Origin of the sequence: Streptosporangium sp. NPDC020072 (genome assembly GCF_040631445.1) — a bacterium.
GTDB lineage: Bacteria > Actinomycetota > Actinomycetes > Streptosporangiales > Streptosporangiaceae > Streptosporangium.
The window spans coordinates 1-17791 of sequence record NZ_JBEYAB010000013.1 but is presented as its reverse complement, the minus strand read 5'-3'; the positions used below and the strand labels follow the sequence as shown (position 1 = coordinate 17791).

The 17791-nt window shown below is 70.5% G+C and carries 18 protein-coding genes; 7 read left to right on the top strand and 11 right to left on the bottom strand.

What is annotated here, in order from left to right:
- Positions 1-2: 2 nt before the first annotated feature.
- Complete coding sequence (locus ABZ470_RS28855; protein ID WP_362915283.1) at positions 3-446, bottom strand: GNAT family N-acetyltransferase; 444 nt, start codon at positions 444-446, stop codon at positions 3-5.
- Positions 447-812: 366 nt separating this feature from the next.
- Positions 813-1220: a hypothetical protein gene (locus tag ABZ470_RS28850; RefSeq protein WP_362915281.1), complete on the bottom strand. Its 408-nt coding sequence runs from the start codon at positions 1218-1220 to the stop codon at positions 813-815.
- A 363-nt stretch (positions 1221-1583) separates the two neighbouring features.
- Here ABZ470_RS28850 and ABZ470_RS28845 point away from each other — a divergent pair, with 363 nt between their 5' ends.
- Positions 1584-3209 carry a DUF2079 domain-containing protein gene (locus ABZ470_RS28845; RefSeq protein WP_362915279.1) on the top strand — a complete coding sequence of 542 codons (1626 nt, stop codon included), beginning with the start codon at positions 1584-1586 and terminating at the stop codon, positions 3207-3209.
- A gap of 3 nt (positions 3210-3212) precedes the next feature.
- Here ABZ470_RS28845 and helR read toward each other — a convergent pair whose 3' ends face one another.
- The 9 genes from helR to ABZ470_RS28800 all read right to left on the bottom strand — a co-directional run bounded on the left by helR (position 3213) and on the right by ABZ470_RS28800 (position 12661).
- Positions 3213-5396 (bottom strand): RNA polymerase recycling motor ATPase HelR, encoded by a 2184-nt coding sequence (gene helR / locus ABZ470_RS28840; protein ID WP_362915277.1) that lies wholly within the window; start codon positions 5394-5396, stop codon positions 3213-3215.
- Positions 5393-6613, bottom strand: a complete 1221-nt coding sequence (locus ABZ470_RS28835) for a glycosyltransferase (protein WP_362915275.1) — start codon at positions 6611-6613, stop codon at positions 5393-5395. Before ABZ470_RS28835 ends, helR begins: the two co-directional genes overlap by 4 nt.
- Before the next feature lie 163 nt (positions 6614-6776).
- Complete coding sequence (locus ABZ470_RS28830; RefSeq protein ID WP_362915273.1) at positions 6777-7733, bottom strand: inositol-3-phosphate synthase; 957 nt, start codon at positions 7731-7733, stop codon at positions 6777-6779.
- 34 nt (positions 7734-7767) lie between these two features.
- Entirely contained in the window at positions 7768-8481 is a 714-nt protein-coding gene (locus tag ABZ470_RS28825; protein ID WP_362915271.1) for a hypothetical protein, read from the bottom strand.
- Between the two features lie 69 nt (positions 8482-8550).
- Positions 8551-9195, bottom strand: a complete 645-nt coding sequence (locus tag ABZ470_RS28820) for a response regulator transcription factor (RefSeq protein ID WP_352012844.1) — start codon at positions 9193-9195, stop codon at positions 8551-8553.
- A complete protein-coding gene (locus ABZ470_RS28815; protein ID WP_362915269.1) occupies positions 9180-10439 on the bottom strand; it encodes a histidine kinase in 1260 nt (419 codons plus the stop codon). The genes ABZ470_RS28820 and ABZ470_RS28815 overlap by 16 nt, the downstream gene beginning before the upstream one ends.
- Positions 10440-10630: 191 nt before the next feature.
- Entirely contained in the window at positions 10631-11746 is a 1116-nt protein-coding gene (locus tag ABZ470_RS28810) for a CU044_5270 family protein (RefSeq protein WP_362915267.1), read from the bottom strand.
- Positions 11739-12329, bottom strand: coding sequence for an RNA polymerase sigma factor (locus ABZ470_RS28805; protein WP_352012847.1), 591 nt, complete (start codon positions 12327-12329; stop codon positions 11739-11741). Before ABZ470_RS28805 ends, ABZ470_RS28810 begins: the two co-directional genes overlap by 8 nt.
- Before the next feature lie 98 nt (positions 12330-12427).
- On the bottom strand, positions 12428-12661 hold the full coding sequence (locus tag ABZ470_RS28800; protein WP_352012973.1) for a DUF2283 domain-containing protein: 234 nt from the start codon (positions 12659-12661) through the stop codon (positions 12428-12430).
- Between the two features lie 130 nt (positions 12662-12791).
- Here ABZ470_RS28800 and ABZ470_RS28795 point away from each other — a divergent pair, with 130 nt between their 5' ends.
- The 6 genes from ABZ470_RS28795 (at position 12792) to ABZ470_RS28770 (ending at position 17725) form a co-directional block, all read left to right on the top strand.
- Positions 12792-13220 (top strand): hypothetical protein, encoded by a 429-nt coding sequence (locus ABZ470_RS28795; protein ID WP_352012848.1) that lies wholly within the window; start codon positions 12792-12794, stop codon positions 13218-13220.
- Positions 13214-13438, top strand: coding sequence for a helix-turn-helix transcriptional regulator (locus tag ABZ470_RS28790; RefSeq protein ID WP_352012849.1), 225 nt, complete (start codon positions 13214-13216; stop codon positions 13436-13438). The genes ABZ470_RS28795 and ABZ470_RS28790 overlap by 7 nt, the downstream gene beginning before the upstream one ends.
- Positions 13439-13479: 41 nt before the next feature.
- A complete protein-coding gene (locus ABZ470_RS28785; protein ID WP_352012850.1) occupies positions 13480-14448 on the top strand; it encodes an NAD(P)-dependent alcohol dehydrogenase in 969 nt (322 codons plus the stop codon).
- 180 nt (positions 14449-14628) lie between these two features.
- Positions 14629-15114 (top strand): hypothetical protein, encoded by a 486-nt coding sequence (locus ABZ470_RS28780; protein WP_362915264.1) that lies wholly within the window; start codon positions 14629-14631, stop codon positions 15112-15114.
- A 3-nt stretch (positions 15115-15117) separates the two neighbouring features.
- Positions 15118-17040: a M48 family metalloprotease gene (locus ABZ470_RS28775; RefSeq protein ID WP_362915262.1), complete on the top strand. Its 1923-nt coding sequence runs from the start codon at positions 15118-15120 to the stop codon at positions 17038-17040.
- Between the two features lie 4 nt (positions 17041-17044).
- Positions 17045-17725, top strand: a complete 681-nt coding sequence (locus ABZ470_RS28770) for a hypothetical protein (protein ID WP_362915260.1) — start codon at positions 17045-17047, stop codon at positions 17723-17725.
- Positions 17726-17791: the final 66 nt, after the last annotated feature.

The window sequence follows — 17791 nt, the reverse complement described above, 5'->3', positions numbered from 1 at the left end:
CCTCACGAGGGGCGGGCGAGGTAGGCCGTCTTGGCGTCGGAGGAGAAACCGCACGCCCGGTAGAACGCGTGGGTGGCGGGCCTGCTCGACCCGGTCAGCAGCATCACCTTGTAACAGCCCGCGTCCCAGGCGACCCGAAGCGTACCGGCCATGACCTGTTTGCCCAGCCCCGTGCCCCGCAGGCTCTCCTCGACCACGACGTTCTCGATGACGGCGTACGGCGACGCGGAGCGGGTGAGATTCGGGATCACGTTCAGATACGCCGTGGCGACCACGGCCCCCTCGGCTTCGAGTACGAACAGATGCAGGCCGGGCGAGTCCAGGATCCGCGTGAAGGTCGCCACGTCGGACCCGTCACTCAGGACCGGGTCCTTCGGCTGCAACTGCCGATAGAGACGCATGACACCGGCGAAGTCATCGGGCACGGCCTCACGGAAGACGATCATGGCCGCAGACTAACGCCTCCATACAGGGCCTTGGGTGTCCCTGCCGGCACATGCGAGGGGAGACCGGTCTGTACCGGCCGCCCCTCGTACGCACGTGTAGGACGGGCGCCCCGGCCTGGAACCTCCCGGCCGGATCAGGGCTTCCAGTCCGCGCAGGAGTATCCCCATCCGGCTTCAGCTCGCAGAGCTCGATCCTCCGGATGTCCTTGGAGAGGTTCGCGCTCAGGCCGGGCCCCGGGCCGGTGGTGAGCGTTCCGCCGCCTCCGTCACCGGCGCTGAATCGGCATCGAGACCCGCTGTCCATATCCGGCCATATCCGTCTATCGTCGACAGTTGGGTGGCCGGGAGGCTCCCCAGGCGGAGCGGTCACTTCTTCCTGGGGAAGGCGGGGCCGCGGGTGATGACGGCGACGGCGACGAGGGCGAGCCCCGACAGGCCCTGGAGCACGGCGTACCACGCGGGGCAGAGGCCGGGGATCAGGTCGACGCCGATGATCGCGATCGGCATGACGACGGACAGGGTCCGTACCCGGTCGAAGGCCTTGGCGGACCCCTCCGCGGCGCGGACGACCATCCGGTGGAGCAGCGGGGCGATCGCGAGCATGACGACCGCCCGGACCCACATGAACGAGGTCGTCTCGCCGCCGATGAGGGCCATCACGGCGACCGTTCCCAGGACGACGGCGCTGATGGCACCGAAGAGCAGGACGTACTTCCTCGCCGCCGCGAAGGCCTCCTGGGCGCGGGCGTCGCCGGTGCTCGTCATCTCGTTCATGGGTCCTTCTCCTCCGTGTCGCTGTGGTGACGACGCTACGGAGATCCCGACCGGCCCAGTATGAGGGTGGCCGTACGGAAGGGTGGGGCTAGACCCACTCCCGAGCGGGCCGTCGTTCGGCCGCCCGCGTCGGTGTCCGTGCCGAGGGTTTCCACAGCCGACGCCTTGGGCCACCGGTCCTTCTCGATGAGTGCCGATCGGTCGGATCATTTGTACCGGATGCCGGAAAGATTCAAGACGTCTCAATTTCAGGGAGAAAACACGCACGGGGTCCGAGGTCGCCGAGGGCGTTGATCCTGCCGGACTTCGGCCGATAAATCACCAAAAATTCGGCAATCCTGCCAAAAGGTAGGTAAGCTGATCATGTACCGAAGAAGCTGCCGGTCGAATCCCGTCACAGGGGGAGATCGGCAGCTTTCTTGTTTTCCCGAGGCCTCCGTACGGAGAGGACGCATGGCCGGAACTCTGAGCAGAAGGAAATCTCCGGCGGCGTTCCGGGCCCCGGAGAAGGGGCTGAGCAGGACACCCCTCCTTGTCCTCACCGTTCTTTCCGCCGTGTTCTACTCCGCGTACTCCCTCATATCGTTCGCCAGGTTCCGGGCGAGCGCCTACGACTTGGTGATCTTCGATCAGGCGGTGCGTTCGTATTCGCAGCTGGGGCCGCCGGTGGCCATGGTGAAAGGTGTCCACAACGGCTTCGGCGACCAGTTCTCGATATTGGGGGACCACTGGTCGCCCATCCTGGCCCTGCTTTCCCCGTTCTACTGGGTGCACGACGGTCCGGAGACCCTGCTCGTTCTTCAGGCGATACTTCTGGCGTCGGCGATACCGTTTCTCTGGAGATACGCCTTCAGGGCGTTCAGCGCCGGGCCTGTGGTCTCCAAGTACGGCGCCGAGCGCATGGCGTACTGCGTCGCCGTCGCCTATGCGATCTCCTGGCCCGTCGCGGAGGCCGTCGCCTTCGACTTCCACGAGGTCGCCTTCGTCCCGCTGCTGACGGCCGTTCTCCTTGAGCGCCACCAGGCGGGCAGGAGGTGGCACGTCCTGCTGGCCGCCTTCCTGATCCTGCAGGTCAAGGAGGACATGGGGCTTCTCGTGGCCGGTGTGGGACTGTTCTTCATCACCAGGAAGGGGGACCGCGTCCTCGGGGCGCTCTTCGTGCTGGTCGGCGCGGCGGCGGCCTATCTGTGCACCCAGGTCCTCATCCCGCACTTCGGCGGCCGGGCGGACTACTACTGGGCCTACTCGGGGCTGGGCCGTGATTTCAGAGAGGCCGCGCTGCGTGCTTTGACGCATCCGTTCGACGCCGTCTCCCTGCTCGCCACGCCTCCCGTCAAGATCCAGACCGTGGTTCTGCTCCTCGCCCCGCTCCTTTTCGCCTCGGTCATGTCGCCCGTCACCGTCGCCGCCATTCCGTTGCTGATGGAGCGAATGCTCTCAAGCTCTTTCCCGAACTGGTGGGAGCCGAAATACCACTACAACGCCTTCATCGTGATGGTGGTGTTCTTCGGGGGAGTCGACGGATATCGGAGAATGGCGGCCCGCATACGATCCCGGACGTCACCGGAGCCATACGCGAAGAACCCCGGACGGCTTCTCCGCGTCGTTCGAGGATGGCCTTCACTGGTCCTTCTGGTCAGTGTCGCGATGATTCCCTTCTTCGCGTTTGGAAGGTTCTTCGGCGTGGGTTTCCACGCCTCGACGACCCGGACGGAGGCGGCTGCCGCAGCCGTTGCCGTCGTTCCCGATAACGCCCTGGTCGAAGCCGCGAACAATGTCGCCCCCGCTCTCTCAAGCCGGACCAGGACGTTGTTGTGGGACAGAACCGTACGCTGGGCCCCCTGGGTGGTCGCGGACGTCGGAAAGCACGCCTTCCCGTTCCCGTCACTCGACGAGCAGACCGCACGGGTCGACTTCCTGCTCAGGAACGACTACCGCGTCGCCTTCTCGTCGGGCGGCTACGTGGTGCTCTCCCGGGTCCGGAGCTGATGCTCAGGGGGTCGTGAGGATGACCAGGCGTTGGGTGGCCCGGGTCATGGCGACGTAGCGGTCCACGGCTCCCGCTATGCCTTCGCCGTACCTGTCGGGATCGACGAGGACGACCAGGTCGAACTCCAGGCCCTTGGCCAGTTCCGGGGTGAGGGAGCGGACGCGGGGGGTTTCCCGGAAGGCGGGGCGGCCGATGACGCAGGCGACCCCCTCGGCGTGCTCGGCGAGCCAGGTGCCGAGAATCGTGTCCAGGTCGGATACGGGGCCGTGCAGGACGGGGACGCCGACACTGCGGATGGAGGTCGGCACGTTGGCGTCGGGAAGCGCGGCCCGGATGACCGGTTCGGCCTCGGCCATGACCTCCTCAGGCGTCCGGTAGTTGACGCTGAGGGAGGCCAGGGCGATCTGGTCGAGACCGACGCGTTCGAGGCGTTCCTGCCACGACTCGGTGAACCCGTGCCTGGCCTGGGCGCGGTCTCCGACGACGGTGAAACTGCGGGACGGGCAGCGGGAGAGCAGCATCTGCCATTCGGCGTCGGTCAGCTCCTGGGCCTCGTCCACGACGATGTGCGCGAACGGCCCGGCCAGCGGGTCCTTCTCGGCGCCGGGCAGTACGGTCTCGTCGTCCAGGGAGTTGCGCATGTCCTCCCCGCGCAGCATCGTCACCAGCCCCTCACCGTCGGGGTCGGCCTCGATCAGGTTGTCCACGACCCGCGACATGCGCTCACGCTGGGCGGCGAGGGCGGCGTTCTGCCGACGCCTGCGCCGGGCCGCCTCGGGGTCGCCGAGCCGCTGACGTGCCGCGTCGAGCAGCGGCAGGTCGGAGACCGTCCAGGCCTGGGCGTTCTCCCGCTGGAGCCTGCGGATCTCGTCGCGGTCGAGCCAGGGGGCGCACAGCCGCAGGTAGGCCGGCACCGTCCAGAGGTCCCCGACGAGGTCGGTCGCCTCAAGCAGCGGCCACGCGCGGTTGAAGGCCGTGACCAGCTCCCGGTTGCCCGTCAACGACCTGCGCAGCAGATGGGCGGGGGCCTCCTCGTCGCCGTGCTTGTCCACCAGGATCGTGAGCAGCTCCTCCCAGATCTGACCGCGCGCCTCGTTGTGCGGGGTGCCGGGGTCCGGTACGGCGAACGCCTCGGCCCAGTCGTCGGCGCCCAGCCAGATGTCCGACCAGTGCGTCGTGACCGTCATCCCCTCGGTCGGCGGGTTCTCGTAGAACCTGACGGCCTTGTCGATCGCCCCCACCAGGTCGGCGGACGCCTTCAGCCGGGCCACCTCGGGATCGGCCTCGACCGCCGCGGAGCCCCCCTCGGGGACGAGGTCACGCAGGGTGCACAGCCGTACGCCCTCCTCGCCGAGGCTGGGCAGGACGTCGGCGACGTAGGCGAGGTACGGCTGGTGCGGGCCGACGAACAGCACGCCGCCCCGGTTGTGCCCGAGACGCGGGTCGGAGTAGAGGAGGTAGGCCGAACGGTGCAGGGCGACGACGGTCTTGCCGGTGCCGGGGCCGCCGTCCACGACGAGGGCACCACGGGACCCGGCGCGGATGATGGCGTCCTGGTCGGCCTGGATGGTGCCCAGCACGTCCCGCATCCTGGCCGACCGGTTGGTCCCCAGGCTGGCGATGAAGGCGGACTGGTCGTCGAGCGCGGCGTGCCCCTCGAACCCGTCCTGGGTGAACACCTCGTCCCAGTAGTCGTTGATCCGGCCCCGGGTCCAGCGGTATCTCCTGCGGCTGGCCAGCCCCATCGGGTTGGCGTGGGTGGCGCCGAAGAACGGCTCCGCCGCCGGGGAACGCCAGTCGAGCAGCAGTCTGCGGCCCTCACTGTCGGTGAGACCGAGCCGCCCGATGTAGACGGGTTCGGGGTCGTCCGTACCGACCATGTGCCCGAGGCACAGGTCCAGGCCGAAACGGCGCAGGGTGCGCAGGCGGGCGGTCAGCCGGTGGACCTGCATGTCCCGGTCCATCGCCTGCCGTCCCGCGCCGCCGGGAGCCTTGAGTTCGGCGTCGAGCCGGTCGGACAGTTCGGCGATCGACTGTTCGAGACTCTCCGCGATGGCCGCGAAGTGCCGCTCGTCACGGGCGATCAGCGCCGGTACGGCCTTGGCGGCAAGGCCTTCGGGAAGGTCGAACGCGCTGACGGTCTTCACATCGGTTCCGATCTTGTTCGGCGGTTCTGAGCGGTTCACGGCCTCTTCCCGCCGATCATGTCGAGCAGCAGCCGCGCGGCCACCGCCGTACCGTCGGCGCGGACCGTGTCGGCCACGGCGGTCGCCCGCGCCCGGGTCTCGGGGCTCAGTATGGTCCCGAGCGCGGCCGACAGGGACTCGGCCGTCGGGGCCGGGCCGTCGTGCGCCACGCCGACACCCAGTTCGGCCACCCTGCCCGCCCAGTACGGCTGGTCGGCGGCCTGGGGCACGACCACCTGGGGCGCGCCCGCCCGGGTGGCCGTCGTCGTGGTGCCCGCGCCGCCGTGGTGCACGACGGCGGCCACCCGGGCGAACAGCGCCTGGTGGTTGACCTCGCCGACGACGAAACAGTCGTCCCGGCCGCCGATCGGGGCCAGGTCGGCCCAGCCACGGGCGAGGACCACACGACGGCCCCGTGCCCGGACCGCCTCGACGACCGCCTCGGCCTTCACGGACCGCATGGGCATGCTGCCGAAGCCCACGTAGACCGGGGGCTCCCCGGCGTCGAGGAAGGCCGTCAGCTCGGCCGGGAGCGGCCGTTCGTCGGGCAGCGTCCACGCGCCGGTCTGCACGACGTCGAGTTCCGGCGTCTCCCGCCACGGGTCCAGGACCGGGTCCGTGGCCAGCCACGGCCGCTCGCCGACGACGTAGCCACGGACGTCGTCGACCGGCGGCAGCCCGGCCGCCGTCCGGTTGACGTTGAGCGCCTCACCGAACAGTTCGTTGATATTGCGGGCGTCCAGGTCCCACAGCGTCCGTCTGTCGGTCACCTCGGGCGGGAACGGCCTGCCCGGGTAGGCCAGCGGCGCGTGGTACGGCGACGGCAGGGTGAGCTGCTGGAAGGTCACGGAGACCGAGGGGACGCCCAGCCGTTCGGCCACCGAGAGCGCGCCCGCGGCGGCGGGCATCATGCCGGTCGCCACCAGCGCGTCGCACCCCTCGGCCGCCGGGACGAGCGCCTCGAACTGGCCGACGATCACCTCGGCCGCACGCCGGGGCAGGTCTCCCGCGGACGGCGGAGCCGCCGTCGTCAGCGCACGGGCCGACGGCCCGACCGGAACCAGCGGGACACCGACCCCGGCCAGCCGCCGGGCGAAGTCCTCGTCCGGCGGCGCGCACACCCGCACCTCCACGCCGTGTTCCCGCAGCCGCACCGCCAGCGCCACCAGTGGTTCGACGTCCCCTCGCGAGCCGTACGTCGACAACACCACACGCATTCCGCGTCCCCCGTTTTCGCAGATCCTGGCCTCGGCCGACGATTCTGCGGCATACCCGGGGCCTTGTGGCAAGTCCCCCCATGCGCTATACGTTGAGAGTGGAAAGGGGCGAACGCCCCTTTTTTCATGCCCGCTGACCGCCCTGGCAAGGCGGTGGGAAGGCCTAGACGGTGGGCGGGGACTTGAGCAGTGACGCCGTCTCGGGCGGACAGCCGCCGCGCCGCCGTCGGAGCGCGTGTGCCGCGATGCGGACCAGATCGACGATCACCCCGGCGCCGCCGCTGGGGTCGTGCACCTTCAGCTTCAGGTCCAGGCTGACCGGGGCCCCGCCCCACGCCTGCGCCTCGATGTTGATGTGCGCCACCTTGTGCGACTCCAGGTGCGGCAGGTATCCGAGCGGGGCCAGCTCAACCCGCCCGGCCGTGCCCAGGGCGTTGAGCTTGGACTCCATCTTGGTGTTGTCGTTCTCCGCCAGGTTGCGGAAGTCCTCGGTGCCGCCCAGGTTGACCTGGTAGGAGCTGACCAGGGTGAGCCCTCGCTCCTCCAGCAGCCGCAACAGGGCGTGGTGCACGATGGACGTGCCGAACTGGCTGGTCAGGTCGTCCCCCAGCAGGGGAAGCCCGGCCTCGGTGAACCGGTCAAGCCACCGCGGATCACGGGCCACCGTGTCCGAGGTGATGTTGACGAACGCCGCGCCCGCCCGCAGCGCCGCTTCGGCGTAGGCCTCCGCCGTTCGCTGCCTTCCGCTGGGGGCCGCGTAGAGCACCACCTCGGCCCCGGCGAGTTCCCCGGCCACCCGCTCCACCTCGGCGGCGTCGGCACCTGCGTCGTCGGCCGTGAGGCCACGCCGTACCGTGACGCCCGACGGCGGCAGGTCGTCGACGATCCGGGGGAAGTTGTTGGGCGGTGCGAAGATCGCCTCGGCGAGGTCCTTCCCGACCTTCCCCGGGGACATGGCGAACGCCGCCACGAAGTCGATGTCACCGACGCCCATCCCCCCGAGCACCGGCCGCCGGACCCCGACCAACTCCCCCGTGGCCCGGTACAGCGCCATCCCCTGCAGAAACGCGGACACGTTGTTACCGACACCGACAACCGCGACCCCAGCCCGTTCGATCATGCTTTCAAGGTACGGCGGCGCGCCCTCCGAAGGGCTATCCGGAGAAGCCCTTGTCCTTCAGGCGGTCGATCAGTTCGGTCATGTTTCTCGGTTCCAGCCATGGCGTACGGCCCGCGGCGTCGAGGGGCTCCTTGCCGCCGACGAGCGCGGGGCGGTCGGGCTGCCGGGCGGCCAGGAACGGGTCCTCGAAGACCAGGCCCTGCGGTGGCGCGCTCATCAGGTGCGCCTGCGCGGGAAGCGGCTCGCCCGCGTCGAGGACCCGCTGCTCGTGGGGCGGCCTCTCGGCGAGGAACGCCATGGCCTTCGTCCCGGCGGGGATCGCCGTGGCGAAGTCGGCCACCGACTTCGCGGGCTTCCACTTCTCGGCGGGCAGGGAGTCGTCCCGGACGACCGCCCCCTGGTCAAGCTCCACGAAGACCACTCCGCCGGGGACCGTGCCCTTGAGGACGTCGGTGGCCCTGATCCTCAGCACCACGCGGTGGTCGAGGGGGCCGTCCTCGTAGCTCTCCAGGGCGGGTCCCCGCTGCCAGCCGTCCACCACCCCGGCCACGACGACGGGTTCCTGTCCGGCCAGGGCCTCCGGTGAGAGGGCGGGGTCGTAGTCCGCCTCGGAGATACGCAGGACGGAGACGTCCAGGGGCCTCCTGGGGGCTTCGGCCGCCCTCTCGGCGCCCTGGTCCGCGCATCCGGTGAGCAGCAGGACGGCCACCGGCAGAGCGGTGAGACCGTTGGGTCTTCTCCTCGTCATCCCCGTCCAGTCCGTGATCTTCGTGGGTGAAGATCGTACCTGCGCCCACGGCGCCCGGCGACGGAAATATCAGGCTTTGTTGAGATAGGTGAGGACGGCCAGGACGCGACGGTTGTGGTGGTCGTCGGTGATGCCGAGTTTGTCGAACATCGAGGTCGTGTACTTGCTGATGGCGCTCTCGCTGAGGAAGAGCCGCCGGCGGATGGCCTGGTTGGACAGTCCTTCGGCCATCAGGGCGAGTACGGAGTGCTCGCGTTCGGTGAGGCCTTCGAGCCGCCTGTTCGTGGAGCCGCTGGAGAGCAGCCTGGCGATGACGGCCGGGTCCATGGCGGTCCCGCCTCCGGCGACGCGTTCCATGGCGTCGACGAACTGGTCGGCGTCGAACACGCTCTCCTTGAGGAGGTAGCCGACCCCTCCGGCGCCGTCGGCCAGGAGTTCCCGGGCGTAGAGCTGTTCGACGTGCTGGGAGAGGATCAGGACCGGCAGGCCGGGCACCTCGCGGCGGGCGGCGAGCGCGGCCTTCAGGCCCTCGTCCGACTGGGTCGGCGGCATCCGGACGTCGACCACGGAGACGTCCGGCCGCCACTTCAGCAGCGCGTCGAGCGTCTCGGGGCCGGTGGTGGCCGTCGCCACGACCTCGTGCCCGTACGCCTGGAGGAGGCGGATCATCCCGTCACGCAGGAGATAGAGGTCTTCGGCTACAACGACGCGCATGGCACCATCATCCTCACGTGGGTCGGACCGCCTGCCGGGCTGGTGACCGCCAGGGTGCCGTCGAAGACGGCGAGACGGCGGCGCAGCCCGTCGAGTCCGCCGCCGGTCCGCATGTCGGCCCCGCCCCGGCCGTCGTCCTCGACGTCGACGACGACGCCGGTCTCGTCCCGGACGATGGAGACGCGCGCCAGGCTCGCGTGGGCGTGCTTGGCCGCGTTGGTCAGCAGTTCGGCGATCCCGAAGTAGAGAGCGGACTCGATCGGCAGGTCCAGGCTCAGCCGGGCGTCGGCGCTGACGGTCGTTTCGAGGGGGCTGTCCAGGGCGAGGGCGCGGACGGCGTCGAGGAGGCCCCGCTCGCTCAGCACCGGCGGGTTGATGCCCCTGACCAGGTCGCGCAGCTCGGCCAGGGAGGTGGCGGCGCCCGCCCGTGCTCCCCGCAGCAGTTCGGCGGCCTGGTCGGGGTCGGTCCTCATCAGTTTCTCCACGGTCGCCAGCGACATCCCGAGCGCGACCAGGCGTGCCTGCGCCCCGTCGTGCAGGTCCCGCTCGATCCGGCGGATCTCGGCGGCCTGCGCGACCGTGGTGTCCGCGCGCTGGGCGGTCAGTTCGTCGACCCGTTCCGCCAGCGTCATCGCGGACGACGGGCGCAGGAAGCGGACGGCCACCGGCTCGACGACCCGCCAGGCGTCCGGGGAGCGGAAGACGGCCACGGCGCCGCCGAACACGCCGAGGAGGCGCATGACGGGTGACGGCTGGGAGAGTCCGACGATCGCTCCCGCGATCCCGGCCGGTGGGATGACCGCGGACACTCCCGCGGTGAACGGCATGATGGCCACGAACCGCAGGTCACGCCAGTTCGCCGGGTCCTTCCAGCGGAGCCGCCACTTCTGGTCCATGAGGGCGTCGCGATCGCTGCGCTCGTAGGAGTGGCCGTTCCACCAGTATCCGGTGGACAGCTGCGTCACCGGTCCCGGCTGCCGGTACCCGGCGGGGATGACGGTTCCCGTCCACCTCGCGACGAGGGAGCGGACCATCCGGCAGACCGGGCGGACCAGGGCGAGGGTGCCGACGCAGGCCCACAGGAGCGGGACGATCCCCGACCACGGGTCTCCGTGCCACACCCGGATCCACAGTGCCACGGCGACCGCCCACACGGCCGGGACCAACAGGCTGACGGCCACCACGACACATGACCGTACGAAGCCCGTCCCCGCACATGTCAGCCACGATGCCAGGCGTTTCATGTCTTTCCTCGCTTTTGTTCGGTGCCTCAACTGTGCACCGTGCGGGGCGAGCGATCACAGTGGGTCCAGCCCCACTCGTTCGTGCGTCCAGACCGATATTAGGCCCCTTGTCCGCTTTGTGAAGTAGGTGGGAAGGGTCCACCCGGCCACGCCGGATGAGGCGTGGCCGGGCGGAGCGGGCCGTACGCGGGTCAGTCGGCCGGGCGGTCCTGAGGGCTCTGCTTGGTGGGGAGGTCGGGCTCCTCGTCGGTCCAGGTGAGGGAGCTGACCGCCGCGTAGGACTCGATCAGCTCGCCACGGTAGGAGTTGGCCGACTCGGACGCGAGTGGTCGTCCCGTGGCGGTGTCCAGCACGAACCGGGTCCGCGCGGCGGCCCCCTCCTGGAAACCGACCGCCTGACCGGTACGGCCGAGCGGATCGGTGACCGTGCCGAGGGACTTCACACCGGGCAACACGGCGCACATGCGGTAGACCGCGGCCCGCACCTCGGCGGAGACGGGGAAGTCCATGACGAGCTGGGTGCCGTACTGGAAGACGTTGGCGTTCATGTTGACCGGCTCGGCGCCGTACCCGTCGGCGACGACCTTCTCCAGGTAGGTCCGCATCCCCTCGGGGGTCGTCGGCAGCGCCTTCAACGCCTGCGGGGTCATGGGGGTGTCGAGCAGGGTCATCGGCTTACCGGTGTCGTTCCACACGGCCTGGCGTTCACCCGGTTCGGCGTGGAGCGTGATCTTCCGATCGGGGTAGGTCCAGCTCCGCGGGGAGCCCGCGGCCCGCCAGGCCTTCTCGTCCTCGGGCGTCGCCGGGACGATTCCCTGCTCCTGCGTGATCGTCCACGCGCGTCCACCCGGTGCCCGCGGGACCCAGGACTCGACCGCGGTGGTCTTCACAAGGCGGTAGCGCTTGTCGGGAGAGTCGAGCCGGCGGCCGTTGACGGCCTTGCGCACCCAGTACTTCCCGGTCGTGGGCATCTTGACGGTCGAGTTCGCGGCGGCCAGGAAGACGTCCTTGGCGGACAGCGTCGCCACGGAGCGCGTGGGCGCGGGATCCGGGGCCCCCTGCGAGAGCACGACGGCCGTGGTGGCCGCGACGCCGAGCAGGCCCGCGCCGAGGGCGGTCCACCTGGCCGCCCGGATGGCCCTGCGGATCCGGCCGACGGTGGGCTCGGGGAGAACGGGTTCCCGGGAAACGGTTTCCCGGAGGGGCTCCTGGAAGGCGGCGGTGAGTCGTGCCCTGCCTTCGGCGACCACCTCCGGCGTGGGCGGCCGCACCGACATCAGCGCGCGGATCTGGGCGAGGTCATCCATCCGATGCTCCGATCAAGGGGTTGACGCCGCCGAGGGCGGCTCGCAGTTTTCTGCGGACGCGGTTGAGCCGCGATCCGACGGTTCCCGTGGGGACGCCGAGGGCGTGCGCGATCTCCTCGTAGCTGAGCTCGGCCAGCGCGAGGAGCAACAGCGCGTCACGGTCGGCCTCCGGCATCGCCTCCAGGGCCTCCGCGAGCGGCCCCCGCACGCCCGCGGCGGTGAGCCGTCCGGCCACCAGTTCCTCGTGTCCGGCGTCGATCCCGTCGTCGGCCGACATCCGGCGCAGGACGCTCAGGTGGTGTGCCTCCTGGCCACGGTGGCGGGCGAGGAGGTTGGTGGCGATGCCGTACAGCCAGCCGCGGACCGTTCCCCGGGCGGGGTCGAAGCCCTCGCGGCCGCGGAAGGCCGCGAGGAAGACCTCCGCCGTCAGGTCGTCGGCGGTCTGGGTGCCCAGCCTGCCCGCGACGTAGCGGTGGATGTCCGGAAAATAACGGTCGTAGAGGACGGCGAACCGTTCGGGGACGTGGAGGGACTCCTCGATCGCATGGGCGTCCTCGGCCTCTCGCGATGGGGTTGTGATCATCTTCTACCGGTGGCGTCGATGGCCGTCAGGGGTGTTCTTCGTGGGTTCACACCCCTACTTACTGAAACGGGCACATCTTCTTCACGGCGACCGCCGCGTCACCCCTCGTACGGCGTGCCCTCCTGCTCGGACTCGGCCAGGGTCTCGGGGAACAGCGCGGCGGAGGCGCCGGCGACCTCGACGCCCAGCAGGCGGCCGTGTTCGTCGAGGTCGAGGATCACCTCACCCCGCAGCGCCGGGTCCTCGACCACGATCCGGGTTCTCGCCGCGCCCGGGGCGATCTCCTCGGCCAGGTGGACGTAGGCGACGTCGTTCTCCCCGTCGTGTTCCACGCGCAAGGTCGGCCCCCGGATGTTCGATCGTGCTGTCACTGACAGAGTGCCCCGCCTCCGTACATCCTGGCCACGATCGGCGATGTAAAGAAAAGTAGACATGATGTTTTGTTTGCTTTACATTGAAGGCATGTCGGCGGAAGAGAAGCGCGCCTGGGTCATGCTGGTGGTCACGGTCGTGTCCTACGTGACCTACGTGTTGGTCGTCCTCGGACGGGTGGGAGAGGGCGCCCTGGCCGCCGTGCCGTACGTTCCGGTGCTGCTGTGGACCGTCGGCTCGGCGATCGTGGCGACGATCGTGCTCGATGTGGCGCTCGCGATAGCCTCACCCGGGGACGCCGACAGGAAGGACCAGCGCGACCGGGAGATCTACCGGTTCGGCGAGTACGTCGGCCGGTCGTTCGTCGTCGCGGGTGGCGTGGCGGCGCTCGGCATGGCCATGGCCAGGCTGGACCACTTCTGGATCGCCAACGTGATCTATCTGGCGTTCGTCCTGTCGTCGGTCCTCGGATCGGCGGCCAAGATCATCGCCTACCGCAGGGGTTTCCAGACGTGGTGAAGCCGACCAGGATCACGAACACGATCCGGTCCCTCAGATTCGCCCAGGGTGAGATGACACAGGCGGAACTCGCCGAACGCGTCGGTGTGACCCGTCAGACCGTCATCGCCATCGAGCAGGGCCGCTACTCGCCGTCCCTGGAGATGGCCTTCCGCATCGCCCGGGTCTTCGGCGTCCCGCTCGACGACGTCTTCCAGTACCCCGAAACCGAGGAGTGACCCCGCTCCTCGCGACCCCCAGTCAGTGAGGAGAGACGGTCATGCGCGCGATCACCCACGAGCGGTACGGCCCGCCCGACGAGGTGTTACGGCTCAAGGAGATCCCCAGGCCGGTCCCCCGGGACGGGGAGGTGCTGGTCAGGGTCCACGCGGCCCCCATCGGGGGAGACGACTGGCACCTCATGCGGGGCATGCCGTACGTCGCCCGGTTCGTGACCGGGCTGCGCAGGCCAAGGAACCCCGTCGCCGGGCTTGAGGTCGCCGGACGGGTCGAGGAGGTCGGCGCGAACGTCACGGAGTTCGAGCCGGGTGACGAGGTCTTCGGCTGGTGTGCCGGCTCCTTCGCCGAGTACGTCGCCGTCCCCGAGGGACAACTCCTGCCGAAACCGGTCAATCTCTCCCTGGAGCAGGCCGCCGCCGTACCCATCTCGTCGTTCACCGCCCTGCAGGGGCTGCGCGACGGGCGGATCGGCCCGGGGCAGCGGGTCCTGGTCAACGGCGCCTCCGGCGGCGTCGGCACGTTCGCCGTGCAGATCGCCCGCTCGTACGGCGCCACCGTCACCGGTGTCTGCGGCCCGGCCAAGGCCGACCTCGTGCGTTCCCTGGGGGCCGAGGACGTCGTCGACCACACCAGGGAGAGGTTCGCCGACCGGGGGGAGCGCTACGACCTCATCCTCGACGTGCAGGGGAGCCCGTCCCTGGCCGAGTGCCGTCGCGCGCTGAAGCCGCGCGGGACCCTCGTGATCGTCGGAGGGACCGGCGGCCCCTGGTTCTGGGGGACCGACCGCTGGTTCAGGGCCTTCGCGCTGTCGCCGTTCGTCGGGCAGAGCCTGCGGGTGCGGGTGCACACCGACGACCGCGCCGACCTTCTTCTCATGAAAGAACTCATCGAGGCGGGAAAGGTCACCCCCGTCGTCGACCGTACGTATCCGCTGGAGCGGGTGGCCGAGGCCATCCGTTATGTCCAGGAGGGGAACGCGCGGGGCAAGGTGGTGGTCACCGTCCCCTGACCAGGCGTTCATCCCGCTATGCAACGAAATATCGCCCTTAAGGGATATATCTTCCTTAAAGGTTAATATTCAGTTTTGGTATGGCTTATCCGGCAGAAAGGCCATGGCGGGTGGGGCGATTCTCCGGCGGGAGGAGTACCTTCTGATACGCCTCATTCTCCCTTGGCATCGGGAGCGTCAGTGTCGCAACGGCGCACACCCTACGAAATCGTCGAGGCGGTCATCGCCGACCTCGGCCCCGAGGAACTCCCCTTCCTGCCCCGGCTCTGGGCGGTCCACGTCAGGAACCCCACGGACGGCCGGTCCCGGGAGCGGCTCATGGGCTCCGGAATCCTGGTGGAGATCACCGCCTGGACACCCGTGGTCATCTCCTTCGTCGGCGGTGCCCTCCTGGACGCCGCCAAGGACGAGATCTCCGACCAGACCCGCACCGGGATACGCGGCCTCTTCGGCCGGGTGACCCGGCGCGGCAGGAAACGGCTCATCGAGGAGCCGCTACCGCCCTTCGACGACCGGCAACGCCGCAGGATCGGGGAGGCCGTCCTGTCCAACGCCCTCGCGGCGGGCCTGGCCGAGCCCCGGGCCCGGCTCCTGGCCGACGCGGTCGTCGGCGCGCTCCACCGCGAACTCGGGATCGACGCCCCACCCGACGCGTCCGGGGGGTGACCCGTGCGGGGGAACGGCCCCACCCTGCCCTCGACGAGCGTCGAACGCCTGCGGCTGCTGTTCCTCACCGTCGCGGCGGGGGCGCTCTTCGGCGGTTACTGGTTCCTGGTGCTCGTCCAGGACGGCTGGAGCGAACGCAACCGGGCCTGCGGCGCGCTGCCCGGGATCGAGGAGTTCCTCGACTGCTCGACCCGGATCCTGGTGCTCCAGGCACTGGTCCCGCTGGCCGGTCCCGCGCTGGTCGCGGTCCTGACCGTGTCGGCCTACCTGGCGGCGCCCACCGTGATCACCCACCGGCACGGCGCCCGTCCGCTCGACCCCTGGCCCCGGGCCATACGGGAGACCGTCGAGCGGGCGGGACTCGACCGGACGCCGACGCTGATGCTCAGCGAACAGAGCGGGCCGCTGTGGATGTTCGTCTACGGCCGCAGGAACCGGCACCGCGTCATGCTCTCCTCCGACACCCCCCTGTGCGCCGTGACGGACACCGAGCGGGTCACCGCGACGCTCGCCCACGAGCTCGGTCACCTGCGCAACCGGGACGTCGACCGTACCTACCTGGCCGTCTTCGCCGTCGTGAGCCTGGCGCTGGTGACGATCGCGCCGGTCGGGCTCTCGGCGCTGCTGGTCACCGGCCCCACCCCGGCGCTCGCCGTCACCTGGCGCGACCTCGTGCTCGCACTGCTGGTCACGGGCACCTGGGCCGCCGTGGTCAGGGCACGCGAGCACGACGCCGACCTGTGGGGCGGCGACCTGCGGCCCGGCGGCATGCTCGCCCTGCTGACCGGCGGAAAGCAGGAACGCCGCGGCCTGCTGCGCCTGCACCCGCCCCACGAACGGCGGCTGAGGGTGCTGCTCGACCCGGACCTGCTGCTGCGGCCCTCCGCCGTCGAGGCCGTCGCCACCGGGATCGCGGCGGGCGTCGTCGTCACCGAACTCGGTGTGAGCCTGCGGACGCTGCTGCCCGTGCCGCCGCTCGTCGCCTACTGGGTGGCCGGTCTCGTCGCCGCGGTGCCCGTCTCCGGGATCGTCGGCCTGGCCGTCTGGCGGGCGGGGGCGGCGCGGGTCCTCACCCGGCTCCAGGTGCTGGCCTGCGGCCTCGGGCTGGGGGCGGGACTGGTGGCCGGGCTGGTCCTGGCGCCCAGGTCGGGTGTGCGGTGGAGCCGCTGGATCCCCACGGCGCCCGACTTCACGGCCGTCGCCGAGCCGACCGAGATCCAGCCGGGCACCGCGATCTGGATGACGGTGACGCTCCTGGCGCTGACCACGGCGGTGACCGGCTGGCTCGCCCTGGCCGCCCGCGCGTGGGCGCCCAGGGCGGGGACGCGTGCCTGGCGGTACACGGCGCCCCTGGCGGCCCTGATGCTCGCCGTCGTGCTGGGCACGTGGTCCCTCGCCGCCCGCCTGGCCGCCTCCGAGCAGTGGGGAGCCGCCGACCTCGCCCGCCTGATGATCACCCCCCAGGCGGCGCTGTTCCTGCTGGTCCTCGCGCTGGTCGCGCTGCTCGCCCCGCGCCTGCCCCTCCGTACGGCTGCGCCCCTCCTCGTCCTCGTCCTCGTGCTCCCGCTAGGCCCGCTGACCCTCTCTCCCGCGCCCCCTCCGCCCGTGACGACGCGCGCGGCGGCGCTTCCCGACTCACCCCAGGCGGGCGTGATCTGCCTGGGGCTGTTCACCGTCGGTGTGTCCGGATTCGGCGCTCCCGCCGACCACGCCGCCAGGGCGCGGCTGGGGGAGACGCTGCGTGACTCGGACGACGGCCTTCTGCGCCAGGTCGGCGAACTGTTCCTGCGCGGCGCCCGCACCCGGTCCCAGGACCTGGAGGGACTGGCGTGGACCGCGTTCGTCAGACGCTGCGACCACCTCAGGCGCTACCGCGACGCACCAGTGCCGGAACCCGTCTCCCCGTTTCCCACCGAAGGGTGGTGACGCCATGTCCCGTGCCGGGACGCTTGGCCGTACTCTCCTGGCCGTCCCTCTGCTGCTCGTTCTGCTCGTTCTGCTCGTGCCGTCGGCCGGACGGGCCGACGGCACCACGGGCAGGGCCGTGCCCGCGCTCGGCCGCGGGCTGCTCACCCTCGCCGACCTGCCCGCCGGTTACGCCCCCTGGAAGCCCGAGTACAGGCCCTACAGCACCAGCACCAGTCCGGAGTGCGCCGCCGTACTCGACGAACTGGAGTTCAGCAGGCCCCGATACCGTGGCGTCGACTACGCCTTCGCCGGGTTCGCCGCCAAGGGGGCCTTCGGCCCGTGGGTCGTGGAGAACCTGCGGCGCTACCCGACGGCCGTCGTCGCCGACCACGACCTCGACCGCGTCCTGAGGGTGCTGCCCCGCTGCTCGTCGTTCAGCCTCGCCTACCGGGGTGAGCGCCCGGCCGTCTCCGTCGTGCGGGTCACCCCGATCAGGATGGCCGCCCTCGGCGACCGGAGCCGGGCCATGTGGATCACCGTGAACGTCAACGGCGAGTGGGCCTACGGGGAGGTGCTGGTTCTGGCCAGGGTGCGCGCCACCCTCATGGTCCTCAGCCAGCTCGCCTTCCGGCCGCCGAAGGCCGCGGCCGCCCAGGCGGTCGCCGCCAGAGCGGTCACGAGACTCCGCGCGGCCAAGGTCTGAGACGTGTTCCGCGGGTCCTCACCCGCGGGGGGGGCCGCGGGCCACCCACGGGTCCCCCCGGCGATA

Excerpts from the sequence above, each read along its gene's own strand:
- ABZ470_RS28855 (WP_362915283.1), bottom strand. The coding sequence starts at position 446 with ATGATCGTCTTCCGTGAGGCCGTGCCCGATGACTTCGCCGGTGTCATG.
- ABZ470_RS28850 (WP_362915281.1), bottom strand. The coding sequence starts at position 1,220 with ATGAACGAGATGACGAGCACCGGCGACGCCCGCGCCCAGGAGGCCTTC.
- ABZ470_RS28845 (WP_362915279.1), top strand. The coding sequence starts at position 1,584 with ATGTACCGAAGAAGCTGCCGGTCGAATCCCGTCACAGGGGGAGATCGG.
- ABZ470_RS28835 (WP_362915275.1), bottom strand. The coding sequence starts at position 6,613 with ATGCGTGTGGTGTTGTCGACGTACGGCTCGCGAGGGGACGTCGAACCA.
- ABZ470_RS28830 (WP_362915273.1), bottom strand. The coding sequence starts at position 7,733 with ATGATCGAACGGGCTGGGGTCGCGGTTGTCGGTGTCGGTAACAACGTG.
- ABZ470_RS28825 (WP_362915271.1), bottom strand. The coding sequence starts at position 8,481 with ATGACGAGGAGAAGACCCAACGGTCTCACCGCTCTGCCGGTGGCCGTC.
- ABZ470_RS28820 (WP_352012844.1), bottom strand. The coding sequence starts at position 9,195 with ATGCGCGTCGTTGTAGCCGAAGACCTCTATCTCCTGCGTGACGGGATG.
- ABZ470_RS28815 (WP_362915269.1), bottom strand. The coding sequence starts at position 10,439 with ATGAAACGCCTGGCATCGTGGCTGACATGTGCGGGGACGGGCTTCGTA.
- ABZ470_RS28810 (WP_362915267.1), bottom strand. The coding sequence starts at position 11,746 with ATGGATGACCTCGCCCAGATCCGCGCGCTGATGTCGGTGCGGCCGCCC.
- ABZ470_RS28805 (WP_352012847.1), bottom strand. The coding sequence starts at position 12,329 with ATGATCACAACCCCATCGCGAGAGGCCGAGGACGCCCATGCGATCGAG.
- ABZ470_RS28795 (WP_352012848.1), top strand. The coding sequence starts at position 12,792 with ATGTCGGCGGAAGAGAAGCGCGCCTGGGTCATGCTGGTGGTCACGGTC.
- ABZ470_RS28785 (WP_352012850.1), top strand. The coding sequence starts at position 13,480 with ATGCGCGCGATCACCCACGAGCGGTACGGCCCGCCCGACGAGGTGTTA.
- ABZ470_RS28770 (WP_362915260.1), top strand. The coding sequence starts at position 17,045 with ATGTCCCGTGCCGGGACGCTTGGCCGTACTCTCCTGGCCGTCCCTCTG.